The organism is Streptomyces sp. NPDC050732 (genome assembly GCF_040654255.1).
Classification (GTDB): domain Bacteria; phylum Actinomycetota; class Actinomycetes; order Streptomycetales; family Streptomycetaceae; genus Streptomyces.
The window spans coordinates 41,570-57,708 of record NZ_JBFAHP010000030.1; the positions used below are offsets into that span (position 1 = coordinate 41,570).

The 16,139-nt window shown below is 69.8% G+C and carries 15 protein-coding genes and 1 pseudogene; 12 read left to right on the top strand and 4 right to left on the bottom strand.

Annotated elements, in window-relative coordinates; genetic code table 11:
• Positions 1-167 precede the first annotated feature (167 nt).
• Together AB0H82_RS25575 and AB0H82_RS25580 are read left to right on the top strand one after the other, a co-directional pair.
• Complete coding sequence (locus AB0H82_RS25575; protein WP_362996522.1) at positions 168-1,286, top strand: LLM class flavin-dependent oxidoreductase; 1,119 nt, start codon at positions 168-170, stop codon at positions 1,284-1,286.
• Positions 1,283-1,999, top strand: coding sequence for a CE1759 family FMN reductase (locus AB0H82_RS25580; protein ID WP_362996524.1), 717 nt, complete (start codon positions 1,283-1,285; stop codon positions 1,997-1,999). Before AB0H82_RS25575 ends, AB0H82_RS25580 begins: the two co-directional genes overlap by 4 nt.
• 7 nt (positions 2,000-2,006) lie before the next feature.
• Here the strand turns inward: AB0H82_RS25580 and AB0H82_RS25585 are convergent, their stop codons facing one another.
• A complete protein-coding gene (locus AB0H82_RS25585; RefSeq protein WP_030565229.1) occupies positions 2,007-2,444 on the bottom strand; it encodes a hypothetical protein in 438 nt (145 codons plus the stop codon).
• Between the two features lie 335 nt (positions 2,445-2,779).
• Between AB0H82_RS25585 and hemL the strand changes: the two genes are divergently transcribed.
• The 7 genes from hemL to ccsB all read left to right on the top strand — a co-directional run bounded on the left by hemL (position 2,780) and on the right by ccsB (position 10,543).
• Positions 2,780-4,105: a glutamate-1-semialdehyde 2,1-aminomutase gene (gene hemL / locus AB0H82_RS25590; protein WP_362996526.1), complete on the top strand. Its 1,326-nt coding sequence runs from the start codon at positions 2,780-2,782 to the stop codon at positions 4,103-4,105.
• Entirely contained in the window at positions 4,102-4,794 is a 693-nt protein-coding gene (locus AB0H82_RS25595; protein ID WP_362996528.1) for a histidine phosphatase family protein, read from the top strand. Before hemL ends, AB0H82_RS25595 begins: the two co-directional genes overlap by 4 nt.
• Positions 4,795-4,971: 177 nt before the next feature.
• Positions 4,972-6,192, top strand: coding sequence for a hypothetical protein (locus tag AB0H82_RS25600; RefSeq protein ID WP_362996530.1), 1,221 nt, complete (start codon positions 4,972-4,974; stop codon positions 6,190-6,192).
• Between the two features lie 96 nt (positions 6,193-6,288).
• A complete protein-coding gene (locus AB0H82_RS25605) occupies positions 6,289-6,924 on the top strand; it encodes a TlpA disulfide reductase family protein (RefSeq protein WP_362996532.1) in 636 nt (211 codons plus the stop codon).
• The gene (locus AB0H82_RS25610) at positions 6,924-7,688 is read left to right on the top strand and encodes a cytochrome c biogenesis protein CcdA (protein ID WP_362996534.1); all 765 of its coding nucleotides are present in this window, start codon (positions 6,924-6,926) and stop codon (positions 7,686-7,688) included. The genes AB0H82_RS25605 and AB0H82_RS25610 overlap by 1 nt, the downstream gene beginning before the upstream one ends.
• 3 nt (positions 7,689-7,691) lie before the next feature.
• Positions 7,692-9,452, top strand: coding sequence for a cytochrome c biogenesis protein ResB (locus AB0H82_RS25615; protein ID WP_362996536.1), 1,761 nt, complete (start codon positions 7,692-7,694; stop codon positions 9,450-9,452).
• Positions 9,449-10,543 carry a c-type cytochrome biogenesis protein CcsB gene (gene ccsB / locus AB0H82_RS25620; RefSeq protein ID WP_362996538.1) on the top strand — a complete coding sequence of 365 codons (1,095 nt, stop codon included), beginning with the start codon at positions 9,449-9,451 and terminating at the stop codon, positions 10,541-10,543. The genes AB0H82_RS25615 and ccsB overlap by 4 nt, the downstream gene beginning before the upstream one ends.
• Before the next feature lie 9 nt (positions 10,544-10,552).
• Here the strand turns inward: ccsB and AB0H82_RS25625 are convergent, their stop codons facing one another.
• Positions 10,553-11,485: a 2-oxoglutarate and iron-dependent oxygenase domain-containing protein gene (locus tag AB0H82_RS25625; protein WP_362996540.1), complete on the bottom strand. Its 933-nt coding sequence runs from the start codon at positions 11,483-11,485 to the stop codon at positions 10,553-10,555.
• A 122-nt stretch (positions 11,486-11,607) separates the two neighbouring features.
• On the opposite strand from AB0H82_RS25625, the gene AB0H82_RS25630 reads away from it, so the two are divergent.
• The gene (locus AB0H82_RS25630; protein ID WP_362996542.1) at positions 11,608-12,573 is read left to right on the top strand and encodes a DMT family transporter; all 966 of its coding nucleotides are present in this window, start codon (positions 11,608-11,610) and stop codon (positions 12,571-12,573) included.
• On the opposite strand, the pseudogene AB0H82_RS25635 reads toward AB0H82_RS25630, so the two are convergent.
• Positions 12,476-13,366, bottom strand: a pseudogene (locus AB0H82_RS25635) (LysR family transcriptional regulator); the annotation flags it as partial. The gene AB0H82_RS25630 and the pseudogene AB0H82_RS25635 sit on opposite strands and share 98 nt — an antisense overlap.
• 6 nt (positions 13,367-13,372) lie before the next feature.
• Entirely contained in the window at positions 13,373-13,684 is a 312-nt protein-coding gene (locus tag AB0H82_RS25640) for a PLD nuclease N-terminal domain-containing protein (protein ID WP_362996544.1), read from the bottom strand.
• An 89-nt stretch (positions 13,685-13,773) separates the two neighbouring features.
• Here AB0H82_RS25640 and AB0H82_RS25645 point away from each other — a divergent pair, with 89 nt between their 5' ends.
• Positions 13,774-15,234, top strand: a complete 1,461-nt coding sequence (locus tag AB0H82_RS25645) for a menaquinone biosynthesis decarboxylase (RefSeq protein ID WP_362996546.1) — start codon at positions 13,774-13,776, stop codon at positions 15,232-15,234.
• On the top strand, positions 15,231-16,133 hold the full coding sequence (mqnP, locus tag AB0H82_RS25650) for a menaquinone biosynthesis prenyltransferase MqnP (protein WP_362996548.1): 903 nt from the start codon (positions 15,231-15,233) through the stop codon (positions 16,131-16,133). The genes AB0H82_RS25645 and mqnP overlap by 4 nt, the downstream gene beginning before the upstream one ends.
• Positions 16,134-16,139 lie beyond the last annotated feature (6 nt).

Here is a 16,139-nt window from a genome sequence, read left to right on the forward strand (position 1 = left end):
TCCATTGCCTCACCGTAGGTGTGGGGTCTGACAACGCCCCGAGACATGCGCCCCGACCGGCGCCCTCGCCCGGCGCCCCCGCCCGGGAATACCCGGTCGCGAACCCCCGTTCTGTGGGTATAGTTGAACCGTAAACAAAACGCGGACCCGCGGAGAGTGAGCAAGCCATGCAGTTCGGGATCTTCAGCGTCGGCGACGTGACCACCGACCCGACCACCGGCCGCACGCCGACCGAGGCCGAGCGGATCAAGGCCATGGTCGCCATCGCCCTCAAGGCCGAGGAGGTCGGCCTCGACGTCTTCGCGACCGGCGAGCACCACAACCCGCCCTTCGTGCCGTCGTCCCCGACCACGATGCTCGGCTACATCGCCGCCCGCACCGAGCGGCTCGTCCTCTCCACCTCCACCACCCTCATCACCACCAACGACCCGGTGAAGATCGCCGAGGACTTCGCGATGCTCCAGCACCTCGCGGACGGCCGGGTGGACGTGATGATGGGGCGCGGCAACACCGGGCCCGTCTATCCGTGGTTCGGCAAGGACATCCGCCAGGGCATCAACCTCGCCATCGAGAACTACGCGCTCCTGCGCCGGCTCTGGGACGAGGACGTGGTCACCTGGGAGGGCAAGTTCCGTACGCCGCTGCAGTCGTTCACCGCGACGCCCCGGCCCCTCGACGGTGTCGCGCCCTTCGTCTGGCACGGCTCGATCAGGTCCCCGGAGATCGCCGAGCAGGCCGCCTACTACGGCGACGGCTTCTTCCACAACAACATCTTCTGGCCCGCCGAACACACCGCGAAGATGGTCGAGCTGTACCGGTCGCGGTACGCGCACTACGGGCACGGCACGCCGGAGCAGGCGATCGTCGGGCTGGGCGGGCAGGTGTTCATGCGCAAGAACTCGCAGGACGCGGTCCGCGAGTTCCGGCCCTACTTCGACAACGCGCCGGTCTACGGCCACGGGCCCTCCCTGGAGGAGTTCACCGAGCAGACTCCGCTCACCGTGGGCTCCCCGCAGCAGGTGATCGAGCGGACGCTGTCCTTCCGCGACACCGTGGGCGACTACCAGCGGCAGCTGTTCCTGATGGACCACGCCGGACTGCCGCTGAAGACCGTCCTGGAGCAGCTCGACATCCTCGGCGAGGAGGTCGTGCCCGTGCTGCGCGAGGAGTTCGCGAAGAACCGCGCGGCCGGCGTCCCGGACGCCCCCACTCACGCCGCCCGCAAGAGCGAGAAGGACCACAAGGACCAGAAGGACCAGCACGGCCAGCAGGAGGTCAGCGCATGAAGCTCGTCGTCGTCTCCGCAGGGCTGAGCCAGCCGTCCTCCACGCGGCTGCTCGCCGACCGGCTCACGGCCGCCACGACACGCCACGCCGGCACCGGCGTCGACGTCGAGGTCGAAGTCGTCGAGCTGCGGGACCTGGCCACGGAGATCGCCCAGCACCTCGTCACCGGGTTCCCGCCCGCCCGGCTGGCCGCCGCGCTCGACGCGGTGGCCGGCGCGCACGGGCTGATCGCCGTCACGCCGGTGTTCTCGGGCTCGTACAGCGGGCTGTTCAAGTCGTTCTTCGACGTGCTCGACAAGGACGCGCTGACCGGGAAGCCGGTGCTGATCGGCGCGACCGGCGGCACCGCGCGGCACTCGCTGGTCACCGAGCACGCCCTGCGCCCGCTGTTCAGCTATCTGCGGGCGCTGGTCCTGCCGACCGCCGTGTACGCGGCGTCGGAGGACTGGGGCGAGGAGGGCCTCGCGGCGCGGATCACCCGTGCGGGCGCGGAGCTTGCGCGGTTCATGGCGCCCGAGGGTGAGGCCGCACCGGCAAAGGGCACGGCATCGGCAAAGGGCACGGCACCGGCGGAGGGCACGGCACCCGACACCGACACCGCCGCGGCGATCGCGCCCCGCTCGCTGACCGGTGCGATCACGTCGGTGGACCCGGCGGGCGGCTTCGAGGTCGTCCCCTTCGAGCAGCAACTCGCCGCCCTCAAGGTGGGCTGAGGGGGCGTCAGGGCCACACCAGGCAGTACGCCTGGTGGCCCGCGTCGTGCAGGCGGTGGCTGAAGTCCTGCCACTCGTGGAGGAGTTGGTACACGTTGAAGGCGTCGCGCGGGCCGCCGCGGTCCGGGACGGTGGACCAGATGAACGCCGCGGCGCCCACCGACTCCTCGCCGACGCCGCGCAGCGGGTCGACGACGGTCATGGGGAGCTTCACCACGGCGTAGTCGGGGTGGAGGACGACCAGTTCGAGCGGGGGGACCTTGTGCAGGGGTATGCCCTCGATGCCGGTCAGGACCATCGCGGCCATCGTCTCCGGCTTGATCTTCGTGAACATGCCGCCCATGCCGAGCTCGTCGCCGCCGAGCTCCTCGGGCCGCATCGAGATCGGCACGCGGGCGGCGGTGGCGCCGTCCGGGGCTCCGAAGTACTTGTACGTCACCCCCACCCCGCCACTCCTGCTGGTCACCCGGTCCCGCCTGGACTCGCCGGAAGCGCCGGGCGTCCGCTCGGACGCCTGCGCCGGTTCCGCTTCCGCCTCGCGACGGTGCTTGCCCCGCCGGGCACGCCGGGGGCCCAGGCCGTCGGTCCCCTCGCCCAGTCCGCCACCGCGATGCATATCTCCACCCGACTGCTTTTCCAGGGCGGCACGGCCCTGTCTTTTCTAGGCCTCGCGGCCCCCGCCACGCAACCCGATCATCGTGTCAGTGACCTCCCCCACGGTCACCCGCTAAAACGTGGAGTGAAACACCTGTCCGCAGGATGTCCGGACGCTCTGACACCATGGCTCGTGTGAGCTTCCCGTATAGCGCCCCAGTTTCGCAGACTCTTTTCGACCGTGCGGCGGCCGTGACGCCCGGCGGTGTGAACTCTCCCGTGCGCGCGTTCCGCGCTGTGGGTGGTACGCCCCGTTTCATGGTGTCCGGTACCGGTCCGTACCTGACTGACGCCGACGGCCGCGAGTACGTCGACCTCGTGTGTTCGTGGGGTCCGATGATCCTCGGGCACTCCCACCCCGAGGTGATCGCCGCCGTGCAGGAGGCCGTCTCGCACGGCACCTCCTTCGGCACGCCCGGCGAGGGCGAGGTCGCGCTCGCCGAGGAGATCGTGGCCCGCATCGAGCCCGTCGAGCAGGTCCGCCTCGTCTCCAGCGGCACCGAGGCGACCATGTCCGCCATCCGGCTCGCCCGCGGCTTCACCGGCCGCGCCAAGGTCATCAAGTTCGCCGGGTGCTACCACGGACATGTCGACGCGCTGCTCGCCTCCGCGGGTTCGGGCGTGGCCACCCTCGGCCTCCCCGACACGCCCGGCGTCACCGGCGCCCAGGCGGGCGACACCATCGTCGTGCCGTACAACGACCTCGAAGCGGTGCAGGAGGCGTTCCACAAGCACCCCGGTGAGATCGCGTGCGTCATCACCGAGGCGTCGCCCGGCAACATGGGCGTGGTGCCGCCGCGCCCGGGCTTCAACGAGGGCCTCAAGGCCGCCTGCGCCAAGAACGGCGCGCTGTACATCTCGGACGAGGTGATGACCGGCTTCCGTACGTCGAAGGCGGGCTGGTTCGGCGTGGACGGGGTGAAGCCCGACCTGATGACCTTCGGCAAGGTCATGGGCGGCGGCTTCCCGGCCGCGGCCTTCGGCGGCCGCGCGGACGTCATGGCGCACCTCGCCCCGGCCGGTCCCGTCTACCAGGCGGGCACGCTGTCCGGTAACCCGGTCGCGACGGCCGCGGGCCTCGCGCAGCTGCGGCTCCTCGACGACGCGGCGTACGACAAGGTCAATGCCGTCTCCGAGCAGCTGCGCGGTCTGGTGACCGAGGCGCTCGCCAAGGAGGGTGTCGCGCACCGGCTGCAGAACGCGTCGAACATGTTCTCCGTGTTCTTCACCGACCGCGAGGTGCGGAACTACGAGGACGCGAAGGCGCAGGAGTCCTTCCGCTTCACCGCGTTCTTCCACTCGATGCTGTCGCAGGGCGTGTATCTGCCGCCGTCGGCCTTCGAGTCGTGGTTCGTGTCGACCGCCCACGACGAGCGGGCGGTCGAGCGGATCGCCGCCGCCCTGCCGGGTGCCGCGCGCGCGGCCGCGGAAGCGACGGAGGCCACGGCATGAGCGGCACCCCGGCGGGCGACGAGCTGACCGTCGTCCACGTGATGCGCCACGGCGAGGTGCACAACCCGGACGGGATCCTGTACGGGCGGCTGCCCGACTACCACCTGTCCGAGCTCGGCCGGCAGATGGCCGACCGCGTCGCCGAGCACCTCTCCCACCGTGACGTGACGCATGTCGTCGCGTCGCCGCTGGACCGCGCCCAGGAGACGGCGACGCCGATCGCCAAGGCGCACGGCCTGGACCTGGCCACCGACGCCCGGCTCATCGAGGCGGCCAACGTCTTCGAGGGCAAGACGTTCGGGGTGGGCGACGGCGCGCTGAAGAACCCGGAGAACTGGAAGCACCTCGTCAACCCCTTCAAGCCGTCCTGGGGCGAGCCGTACGTCGAGCAGGTCGTGCGGATGATGGGCGCCCTGGACGCGGCGAAGGACGCGGCCCGCGGGCACGAGGCGGTGTGCGTCAGCCACCAGCTGCCGATCTGGATCGTGCGCAGCTTCGTGGAGAAGCGGCGGCTGTGGCACGACCCGCGCAAGCGGCAGTGCACGCTCGCGTCGCTGACGACGTTCACGTACCGCGGCGACAGGATCGTTTCGGTGGGTTACAGCGAACCGGCCCGGGATCTCGTGCCCACGCATCTCCTCGCGGGCGCGAAGCCGGTGAAGGGCAAGAGCAAGGCATTCGGAGCCTGACGGCTTCGAGTTCCCGGGCTGTTTTCCCCGTAAATATCGACGTCGCGTGATCGCGCGGCAACTGTAGGTCCATCTCCGGCAAAACGTCGTAAATTAACTGCGTCTTGCCGGAACCCCGGTGTTCGTCGCGCCCTCTAACGGGTCGTCCCGACCAAGGGCGCGACGAATGGGGATGGAATGCGCGACATCAGCCGCAGGGGAATGCTCGGACTGGGAGCGGGTACGGCCGCCGCTTTCGGGCTCGCGGCGTGCGGCTCCGGCGGCGGCGACGATTCGTCGAAGTCCGCGGGAAAGGCCGGGGACGGCTCCGGTGCAGAGAAGCACCCGGCCAAGCCGATCGGTGACGGGTCGACCGCCTACACCGGCAAGCAGCCCCGTCAGCCGGGCAAGCCCGTTCCGCTGGAGCCGGGCGAGACGCCCCCGCAGTTCGTGATCTTCTCCTGGGACGGTGCGGGCGAAGTGGGGAACGGTCTGTTCCCGCGCTTTCTGAAGCTCGCCGAGGAGCACGACGCGCACATGACGTTCTTCCTCTCCGGGCTTTATCTGCTGCCGGAATCGAAGAAGCGCATGTACCGGCCGCCGAACAACGCGGTCGGCGCGTCCGACATCGGTTATCTCACCGACGGTCACATCAAGGACACCCTGAAGTACGTGCGGCAGGCCTGGCTGGAGGGCCATGAAATCGGCACGCACTTCAATGGGCACTTCTGCACGGGCACGGGTTCCGTCGCCAACTGGACGTCCGCGCAATGGCAGGACGAGATAGACCAGGCCAAGTCCTTTGTGAAGAAGTGGCGTACGAACACCGGCTGGACCGATCTGCCGTCGCTGCCCTTCGACTACGACAAGGAACTCGTCGGCGGCCGCACGCCCTGTCTGCTCGGTCAGGACAACCTGCTGCCGACGGCGAAGAAGCTCGGCTGGCGCTATGACGCGTCCTCGCCGGGCGGCCGCCAGAAGTGGCCGCAGAAGAAGCTGGGCGTCTGGGATCTGCCGCTGCAGGCCGTGCCCTTCCCCGGGCACTCCTTCGAGGTCCTTTCGATGGACTACAACATCCTCGCCAACCAGTCGCAGAACTCGACGAAGGCGCCCGCGTACAACTACCCGGGCTGGCGCAAGCAGGCCACCGAGGCCTACATAGCCGGCTTCAAGCGGGCCTACGAGTCCAACCGCGCGCCGTTCTTCATCGGCAACCACTTCGAGGAGTGGAACGGCGGCATCTACATGGATGCCGTGGAGGAGGCGCTGAAGCACATCGCGGGCAAGAAGGACGTGCGGCTCGTCTCGTTCCGCCAGTTCGTGGACTGGCTCGACGTGCAGGACCCGAAGGTGCTCGCCAAGCTCCAGGGCCTGGAGGTCGGACAGCGGCCCGCCGGGGGCTGGAAGGGCCTCCGCTAGACGCCGGAGAGGGGTCCGGCGGGCGCCTGAAGTGGGCGATTCGTTCGGCGGAGGGGGTGCGGAAGATCCCCGAAATGGACATGCGAAACTTTTCACATGAGTGTTGCCTGCCGTGCCCCACACCGCGTCGATAGCAGCAGTCACCGTCGCAGCCGTGCCGCCCTGCTCACCGCAGGCGCCGCGGTCGCGGCGCTGGCGCTGACCGCTTGCAGCTCCGGCGGCGTGTCGGGCGGTTCCGGAAACACCAACTTCGTCGCCGGGTCCGACGGCATCGCCACCGTCAAGAAGGGCGACCGCAAGCCGAACCCGTCGCTCGACGGGGAGACCCTCGACGGCAAGAAGCTGGACATCACCGAGGCCTACAAGGGCAAGGTGGTCGTCATAAACGTCTGGGGCTCCTGGTGCGCCCCGTGCCGGGCCGAGGCGCCGAACTTCGTGAAGCTCGCCAAGGAGACCAAGTCCAAGGGCGTCGAGTTCGTCGGGATCAACACGCGTGACCCCGAGCGCAGCCCCGCGCTCTCGTTCGAGAAGCAGCACAAGGTTCCCTACCCGAGCCTGTACGACCCGATGGGGAAGCTGATGCTGCGCTTCCCCCAGGGTTCGCTCAACCCGAACGCCATCCCCTCCACGCTCGTCGTCGACCGGGACGGGAAGATCGCGGCCCGCGCGCAGCAGCCGCTGAGCGAGGAGAAGCTGCGGAAGATGATCGACCCCGTGCTCGCGGAGAAGTGATGTCGACGCTCGCGGCCGTCACCGGTACGAACCAGACCGTGATGAGCGGGGCCCTGCTCCTCGCGATCCCGGTCGCCCTGCTCGGCGGGCTCATCTCCTTCTTCTCGCCGTGCGTCCTGCCGCTGGTGCCCGGCTATCTGTCGTACGTCACCGGGGTCGGCGGCCAGGACCTCGGCGAGGCGCGGCGCGGCCGGATGGCCGCCGGGGCCGGTCTCTTCGTGGCCGGGTTCACCGTCGTCTTCGTCTCCGCGACCGTCTCCTTCGGTGCGTTCGGCCGCACGCTCAAGGAGCACCAGAGCACCATCAACACGACGCTCGGCGTGGTGATGATCGTGCTCGGACTCTTCTTCATGGGGCTCATGCCCTGGCTCACGCAGCGCGAGTTCCGCTTCCACAAGCGGCCCGCCGTCGGGCTGGCGGGCGCGCCCATCGTGGGCGCCCTCTTCGCCGTCGGCTGGACGCCGTGCATCGGGCCGACCCTCGCGTCGGTCATGGCCCTCTCCATCGACGGCGCCGACCCGCAGCGTGGTGCGATCCTCGGTGTCGCGTACTCCCTGGGGCTCGGCATTCCGTTCATCCTCGCGGCCGTCGCGTTCCGCAAGGCGCTCGGCGCGTTCGGCTGGGTGAAGCGGCACTACGCCTGGGTGATGCGCGTCGGCGGCATCATGATGATCGCGACGGGCCTGCTCCTCGTCACCGGTGTGTGGGACAGCATCGTGCAGGACATGCAGGTCTGGACCAGCAGCTACTCGGTGGGGATCTGATCGATGAGCAAGACCGAAGCTCCCGAAGGCAGGACCGGAACCCCCGACGAGCCGGGTGAGTTCGGTGCCGCCGGCGCGAGCATGTCCACCGCCCCGCGGGACCGGGACCGCGAGGACGCGGCGCCCAACCTGCCGAGGCTCGGCGTCATCGGCTGGCTGCGCTGGTTCTGGCGGCAGCTGACCTCGATGCGGGTCGCGCTGATCCTGCTCCTGCTGCTCTCCCTCGGCGCGATCCCGGGTTCGCTGATCCCGCAGAACAACGTCGACGAGCTCAAGGTCCAGGACTTCGCGGACCGGCACACCACGCTCGCCCCGATCTACGACAAGCTGCAGCTCTTCGACGTCTACAGCTCGGTGTGGTTCTCCGCGATCTACATCCTGCTGTTCGTCTCCCTCATCGGCTGCATCGTGCCCCGCAGCTGGCAGTTCGTCGGCCAGCTCCGCGGCCGCCCGCCGGGCGCGCCCAAGAAGCTGACGCGGCTGCCCGCCTACACGACGTGGCGCACCGAGGCCGAGCCCGAGCAGGTGCACGAGGCCGCACTCACCATGCTCAGGCAGCGCCGCTTCCGCGTGCACACCGCGGGCTCCGGCGCGGGCGCCTCGGTCGCCGCGGAGAAGGGCTATCTGCGCGAGGCCGGCAACCTCATGTTCCACATCGCGCTGATCGTGATGCTGATCGCGTTCGCCGCCGGACAGCTCTTCAAGTCCGAGGGCGGCAAGCTGATCATGGAGGGCGACGGCTTCGCCAACACCCTCAGCCAGTACGACGACTTCAAGTCCGGCAGCCTCTTCGACTCCTCGAACCTGGAGCCGTTCAGCTTCAAGCTCGACAAGTTCGTCGGTACGTACGAGAAGTCGGGCCCCAACCGCGGCACGGCCCGCACCTACCGGGCGGACGTCACCTACAGCGAGGGCGCCGACGGCCCCGAGAAGAAGAAGTCCATCGAGGTCAACAAGCCGTTGGAGATCGACGGCTCGAAGGTCTACCTCATCGGCCACGGCTTCGCCCCCGCGGTCACCGTCCGCGACGGCAAGGGCAAGGTCGTCTACAAGGCGTCGGTGCCGGTGCTGCCCATCGACCAGAACGGCACCGCGACCGGCGCCATCAAGGTCATGGACAACTACCGCGACAAGAACGGCAAGCCGGACCAGCTCGGGTTCAACGCCTTCTTCGTGCCGACCTTCGCGGGCGTCGGCAAGGGCCAGATGTTCTCGCAGTTCCCCGCCGCCGAATACCCGGTGCTCGCGCTGTCCGCCTACCACGGCAGCCTGGGCGTCGACGCCGGTGTCCCGCAGAACGTGTACCAGCTGGACACCCGCAAGATGAAGAAGTTCAAGGACGCCGACGGGCAGCTGTTCAAGCAGCGGCTGCGCCCCGGCGAGACCATGAAGCTCCCCGACGGCGCCGGCTCGATCACCTTCGAGAAGAACCTCAAGGAGTGGGCGACCTTCCAGATCTCGCAGCAGCCCGGCACCGGCTGGGCGCTGGGCGGCGCCATCGCCGCCGTCGCCGGTCTCGCGGGTTCGCTGTTCATCCAGCGCCGCCGCGTGTGGGTGCGGGCGGTCCGGGGCGCCGACGGCGTCACCGTCGTGGAGATGGCGGGCCTCGGCCGCAGCGAGTCCGCGAAGGTCCCCGAGGAGCTCTCCCAGCTCGCCGCGCACCTGCACGACCAGGCGCCGACCGCACCCGAGTCCGACCCGCAGCCGGAAGCCTCTTCCGACTCCGACCCCGATGTCGTACCTGCCGAAGGGGCTGAGAAGTGAATCTCGCCGCCACCCTGGCCGCCGAGCCCAACGAAAACCTCGCACACATCAGCAATGTGCTGATCTACTCCGCGATGGCTGTCTACCTCCTGGCCTTCTTCGCGCACATGGCGGAGTGGCTCTTCGGCAGCCGCAGCAAGGTCGCCCGCACCGCCGCGGCGCTCACCCCGAGCAAGACCGCCGCGGCCGCGGCGCCCGCGGTCACCGCCCAGGCGAAGGGCGGCACCGCCACCCTGGAGCGGCCGAAGGTCGTCACCCGGTCCGTGGCCGGCACCCGTGACGTGCCCGACGGACCCGGCGCCTCCGCGGGAGACGAGAAGGGCGACCTCTACGGCCGCATCGCCGTCTCCCTCACCGTGCTCGCCTTCCTCCTGGAGTTCGGCGGCGTCCTCACCCGCGCCCTGTCGGTGCAGCGCGCGCCGTGGGGCAACATGTACGAGTTCAGCATCACCTTCTCCACCGTCGCCGTCGCCGTGTACCTGGTGCTGCTCGCGCTGAAGAAGAACATCGCCTGGCTCGGCCTCCCGCTGGTCACGACGGTCCTGCTCGACCTCGGCCTCGCCGTCACCGTCCTGTACACCGACAGCGACCAGCTGGTCCCCGCCCTGCACTCGTACTGGCTGTGGATCCACGTCTCCACGGCGATCTTCTGCGGCGCGGTCTTCTACGTCGGCGGCGTCGGCACCCTGCTCTACCTCTTCCGGGACAGCTACGAGTCGAAGCTCGCGAGCGGCGGGCAGCCCGGCAAGTTCGCCACGTCCGTCCTTGAGCGGCTGCCGTCGGCGGCCTCGCTCGACAAGTTCTCGTACCGCCTGAACGCCGCGATCTTCCCGCTGTGGACGTTCACGATCATCGCGGGCGCGATCTGGGCGGGCGACGCCTGGGGCCGCTACTGGGGCTGGGACCCGAAGGAAGTCTGGTCCTTCATCACCTGGGTCGCCTACGCCTGCTACCTCCACGCACGCGCCACCGCGGGCTGGAAGGGCCGCAAGGCCGCCTACCTGGCCCTGATCGCCTTCGGCTGCTGGCTGTTCAACTACTACGGAGTGAACATCTTCGTCACCGGCAAGCACTCGTACGCCGGGGTCTGACCCGGCCGGCTACTCCACCGCGATCGCGTCCAGCTGACTCCGCAGATATACGTGGGAGTCCGTGCCCTTCACGTCCGTGCCCGGGTCGCACTCGTAGAAGTACACGAGTGACATCAGCTCCTCGGCGGGCCGGTCGGCGGGCGGGGGCAGGACGCGGTGGCGGCCGGACTGCCAGCGGCCGCCGGTCCAGCGGGCCATCAGGTCGCCGATGTTGACGGTGAACGCCGTCGGGTCGAAGGGGGCGTCCTCCCAGCCGCCCTCGTCCGTGAAGACCTGGAGGCCGCCCCGGCCCGCCTCCCGGTCGAGGACCGTGACCGTGCCGAAGTCCGTGTGCGGGCCGATGCGGAACTGGCCCGGCTCGGGCTCGCCGACGCGCTCCCGCCCCGGATACCAGTTGATGTTGAAGCCCCAGGTGGGGTGGCCGGTGTGGCGCGTGAAGAAGTCCTCGTCCCCGCCGAGCGCCACGCCGAGCAGTTCGAGGAGGCGGTCGGAGAGCGACCGCATCTCCCGCAGATAGGTCCGCACGAGCGCTCGCAGCTCGGGGGTCTCGTCCGGCCAGGTGTTGGGTGCGAACCACTCGGCGTCCACGGCCGGGTCGCCCGTCGGCTCGTCCGCCGCGAACGACAGTGACTCCTTCAGATCCGGGGGAGCGGGCGTGCCCTCCGCGTAGCTGTTCGCCTCGGCCCCGGGGCCGAGCCAGCCGCGGCCGCCGACCCGCACCGCGTACGGCTGCTTCGCCTCGGCGGGCAGGTGGAAGAAGCCGCGGGCCGACGACCTGATCGCCGCGCGCAGCGCCGGGTCGACGCCGTGCCCGGTGACGAGGAGAAATCCGGCGGTCCGCAGGGCCTCGTCGACGGTGCGGGCCGTCCGCGCGCGGGCTTCGGGGTCACCGGAAAGCCACGGCCGCAGGTCGACCGTCGGAATGCGGGATGCGCTGCTCATGCCTCCCATCGTGCCCCTCCGGGCCCCCGGTCAGGCCTCATCGACAGCGCCGATGGAGCCATCGGGAGGACGCCCCACTGGCGCGTGGACCAGCGCGCACGCCCGCTCGTAGCTTCGACGGCATGAACACCACCAAGTCTTCGGAGCGCACCGGCACGCTCCAGCTCACCGCCGCCATGGTGCTCTCCGGCACCCTCGGGATCTTCGTCGTCGAGTCCGGCGCGTCCGCCTTCAATGTCGTCTTCTTCCGTGTCCTGTTCGGCGCCCTCGCCCTCGGCGCGTACGCGTTCGCCCGCGGCTACTTCCGCGACCACGGGCTCACCCTCAAGAAGCTCGGACTCGCCGCGCTCGGCGGCGTGTTCATCGTCTTCAACTGGGTGTTCCTCTTCAAGGCGTACGAGGCCACCTCGATCTCGCTGGCCACCGTCGTCTACCACACACAGCCGTTCTTCCTGGTGCTGCTCAGCGCCGTCGTCCTGCGCGAGCGGCTGTCCCGGGCCCAACTGGGCTGGCTGGTCGCCGCGTTCGCGGGCCTCGTGCTGGTGTCCGGGGTGCGCCCGGGCGACGCGGGATCGCTCGCCGGCATCGGGCTCGCGCTCCTCGCCGCCGTCCTCTACGCCCTGTCGACCCTCGTCACCAAGCACGTCACCGGCGTACGGCCGCACCTGATCGCCCTGGTCCAAGTCGTCGTCGGCATCCCGCTGTTGCTGCCCTTCGCCGACTTCGGCGCGATGAGCGGCACGGGCGCCGGGTGGGCCTGGCTCGCGGGCCTCGGCGTGATCCACACCGGTCTGATGTACGTCCTGATGTACGCCGCGTACGCCAAGCTGCCCACCGCCAAGATCGCCGTGCTCGCCTTCACCTACCCGGCGGTCGCGATGGGCGCCGACTGGGCGGTCTACGGCCACCACATCGGGCTCGTCCAGGCCCTCGGCGTCCCGCTGATCGTCCTCGCCAGCCTCAGGGTCACGCTGGGCCGGGGGACGGGCCCTGCTCCCGCACGAGCCGCACGGCCTGCTCCACGAACAGCCGCACCTGCGGCGGCAGACGCTTCCCCGACCGCCACGCGAGCTGCGTCCACAGCGTGAACGGCGGCTCCCACGGCAGCCGTACGAGCGTGCCGTCCGCCAGCTCCCGCGCCACCGCCACGGCGGGCAGCAGCGCCACCCCGAGGCCGCCCGCCACGCCCTGCTTGGTCGCCTCGATGGTGCCGAACTCCATGAACGGGGGCGGCGTGCCGGTCCGTTCGCGCAGCTCCGCCTCGAAGAGGTCCCGGTACGGGCAGCCCGGCTCGGTGCCGACGAGCCGGGCGGACGCCAGGTCGTCCGTGCCGAGTCCGGCCGCCCCGCGCGCGGCCAGCGGATGGGCCGGGGCGCAGACCAGGACCAGCGGCTCCTCGGCGAGTACCTCGGTCTCCAGGCCCTGGTGCTCGGTCTCCGGTTCCATCAGGAAGCCCACGTCGTACGTGCCCCGGCGCAGCGCCTGCCGGGTCTCGTCGCCGAGGGTGGGGCGCAGCGACAGCCGCACCTTCGGGTAGCGGTGGTGGAAGAGTTCGAGGAGCGGCGGCAGGCGGTAGGACGTCAGCGACTCCATCGTGCCGACCGCGATGGTGCCGGACGGCTCCTCGGCGTCGACGACGGCGGCCCGTGCCTCGTCGGCGAGGTCGATGAGCTGCCGGGCGTAGGGCAGCAGCCGTGTCCCCGCCTCGGTCAGGCGGATGCGGCTGCCGAGCCGGTCGAAGAGCTGGGTGCCGAGGGAGGTCTCCAGGGCGCGGATCTGGCTGGTGACGCTGGACTGCGCGTACTTCAGCTCGGTGGCGGCGCGGGTGAAGCTGAGGACGGTGGCGACCTTCTCGAAGGTCACGAGGAGCCGCAGTTCCACGGAGTCTCAGCCCTCGTTGCCCTTGTCGCGCTTCTTCTCGTCCGGGTCCTCCTCCTTGAGGGACTTCAGGAACTCCGGGTTGTCGTCGGGCGCGACCCAGCGGGTCCTGCCGCCTCCGGCCCTGCCGGGCGCGTGCCGCTTCTTGCCGGTGACGAACCAGGCGACCGGGCCGAGCAGCACCTCTCCGAAGAGGAGCACGATGATGACCCACACCACCTTGGGCAGATGCCTGACCTCCTTCTCCGGAGTGTTCAGGACATCGATGAAGGCGTAGATCCACACCGCCAGGACCAGCAGGAACGGCAGATACCTGAGCATGGTGGCGGGGTCCCCCAAGCAGTGACGGCGGGAGGCGTGCGGGCCCCCGGTGACGGGGCCAGGGTAACCGGTGCCGGATACTGGAACGCATGGCTTACGACGATCTTCGCTCCCTGCTCCGGGCACTGGACCGCGAGGGCGATCTCAAGCGCATCAAGGCCGAGGTCGACCCTTATCTGGAGGTCGGCGAGATCGTCGACCGCGTCCAGAAGGCCGGCGGGCCCGCCCTCCTCTTCGAGAACGTCAAGGGCTCCTCGATGCCCCTGGCGATGAACGTGTACGGGACGGACCGCCGCCTCCTGAAGGCGCTGGGCCTGAAGTCGTACGGCGAGATCAGCGAGAAGATCGGCGGCCTGCTCAAGCCGGAGCTGCCGCAGGGCTTCGTCGGGGTGCGCGAGGCGTTCGGGAAGCTCGGCGCGATGACGCACGTACCGCCGAAGAAGGTGAAGTCGGACAGCGCGCCCGTCCAGGAGGTCGTACTCACCGGTGACGACGTCGACCTGGAGCAGCTGCCCGCGCTCTTCACCTGGCCAGAGGACGGCGGCTCCTTCTTCAACCTGGGCCTGACCCACACCAAGGACCCGGACACCGGGGTGCGCAACCTCGGTCTGTACCGCCTCCAGCGCCACGACAAGCGCACCATCGGCATGCACTGGCAGATCCACAAGGACAGCCGCAACCACTACCAGGTGGCCGCCCGCCGGGGCGAGAAGCTGCCGGTCGCGATCGCGTTCGGCTGCCCGCCCGCCGTGACGTACGCGTCGACGGCGCCGCTGCCCGGCGACATGGACGAGTACATGCTGGCCGGGTTCATCCAGGGCAAGCGTGTGGAGATGGTCGACTGCAAGACGGTCCCGCTCCAGGTGCCCGCGCACGCCGAGGTCGTCATCGAGGGCTGGCTGGAGCCGGGCGAGATGCTGCCGGAGGGCCCCTTCGGCGACCACACCGGCTTCTACACGCCGCAGGAGCCGTTCCCCGCGCTGAAGATCGACTGCGTGACCATGCGGAAGCGGCCGCTGCTCCAGTCCATCGTCGTGGGCCGCCCGCCGACGGAGGACGGCCCGCTGGGCCGCGCGACGGAGAGGTTCTTCCTCCCCCTTCTCAAGGTGATCGTCCCGGACATCGTCGACTACCACCTGCCGGAGTCGGGCGGCTTCCACAACTGCGCGATCGTCTCGATCGACAAGAAGTACCCGAAGCACGCGCAGAAGGTCATGCACGCCATCTGGGGCGCGCACATGATGTCCCTGACGAAGCTGATCATCATCGTCGACAAGGACTGCGACGTGCACAACCTGCACGAGGTGTCCTGGCGGGCGCTCGGCAACACCGACTACGCCCGCGACCTCACCGTCGTCGAGGGCCCGGTCGACCACCTCGACCACGCCTCCTACCAGCAGTTCTGGGGCGGCAAGGCGGGCATCGACGCGACGAAGAAGCTGCCCGAGGAGGGCTACACCCGGGACGGCGGCTGGCCGAACATGGTCGAGTCCGACCCGGAGACGGCGGCGAAGGTCGACCGTCGCTGGAAGGAGTACGGACTCTCGTGAGTTCAGCATCAGCCGCGATCCCGCAGCCGGGGCGCACCAAAGCATTCCTGCGGCTCGTCATGATCGAGCACTCCGTCTTCGCGCTGCCGTTCGCGTACATCGCCGCGCTGACCGCGATGTTCCAGCTCGACGAGAACATCCACTGGGGGCGGCTGCTCCTGGTGACCGTCTGCATGGTGGGCCTGCGCACGTTCGCGATGGCGGCGAACCGGATCATCGACCGCGAGATCGACGCCCGCAATCCGCGCACCGCCCACCGCGAGCTCGTCACGGGCGCGGTGTCGGTGAAGTCCGCGTGGACGGGCGCGCTCATCGCGCTCGCCGTGTTCCTCGCGTCGGCCGCGCTGCTCAACCCGCTCTGCCTGGCGCTCGCGCCGGTCGCCGTGGTCCCGATGGTCGTCTATCCGTACGGCAAGCGGTTCACGAACTTCCCGCAGGCCATCCTCGGCCTGGCCCAGGCGATGGGCCCGGTCGGCGCGTGGATCGCGGTCACCGGCGAGTGGTCGGGCCAGGCGGTGATCCTCGGGCTCGCGGTCGGCGTCTGGATCGGCGGCTTCGACCTGATCTACGCCTGCCAGGACGTGGAGACGGACCGCGAGGTCGGCGTGAAGTCGGTGCCCGCGCGCTTCGGCATCCCCGCCGCCATCTGGGGCGCGCGCGGCTGCCACCTCGTGACCACGGCGCTCTTCGTCTGGTACGCGGCGTCCACCGGCGCGGGCGTGTTCTTCTGGCTCGGCCTCGCGGTCGTCGCCGGTGCCTTCGTCTACGAGCACTCGATCGTGAAGCCGCACGACCTGTCCCGCCTCAACCGCGCCTTCTTCCAGGTGAACGGCTTCATCGGGATCGCCCTGTTCGCGTGCGCGCTGCTGGATCTGCTCGTACGCGGGCTCACCGTCTGACACGCC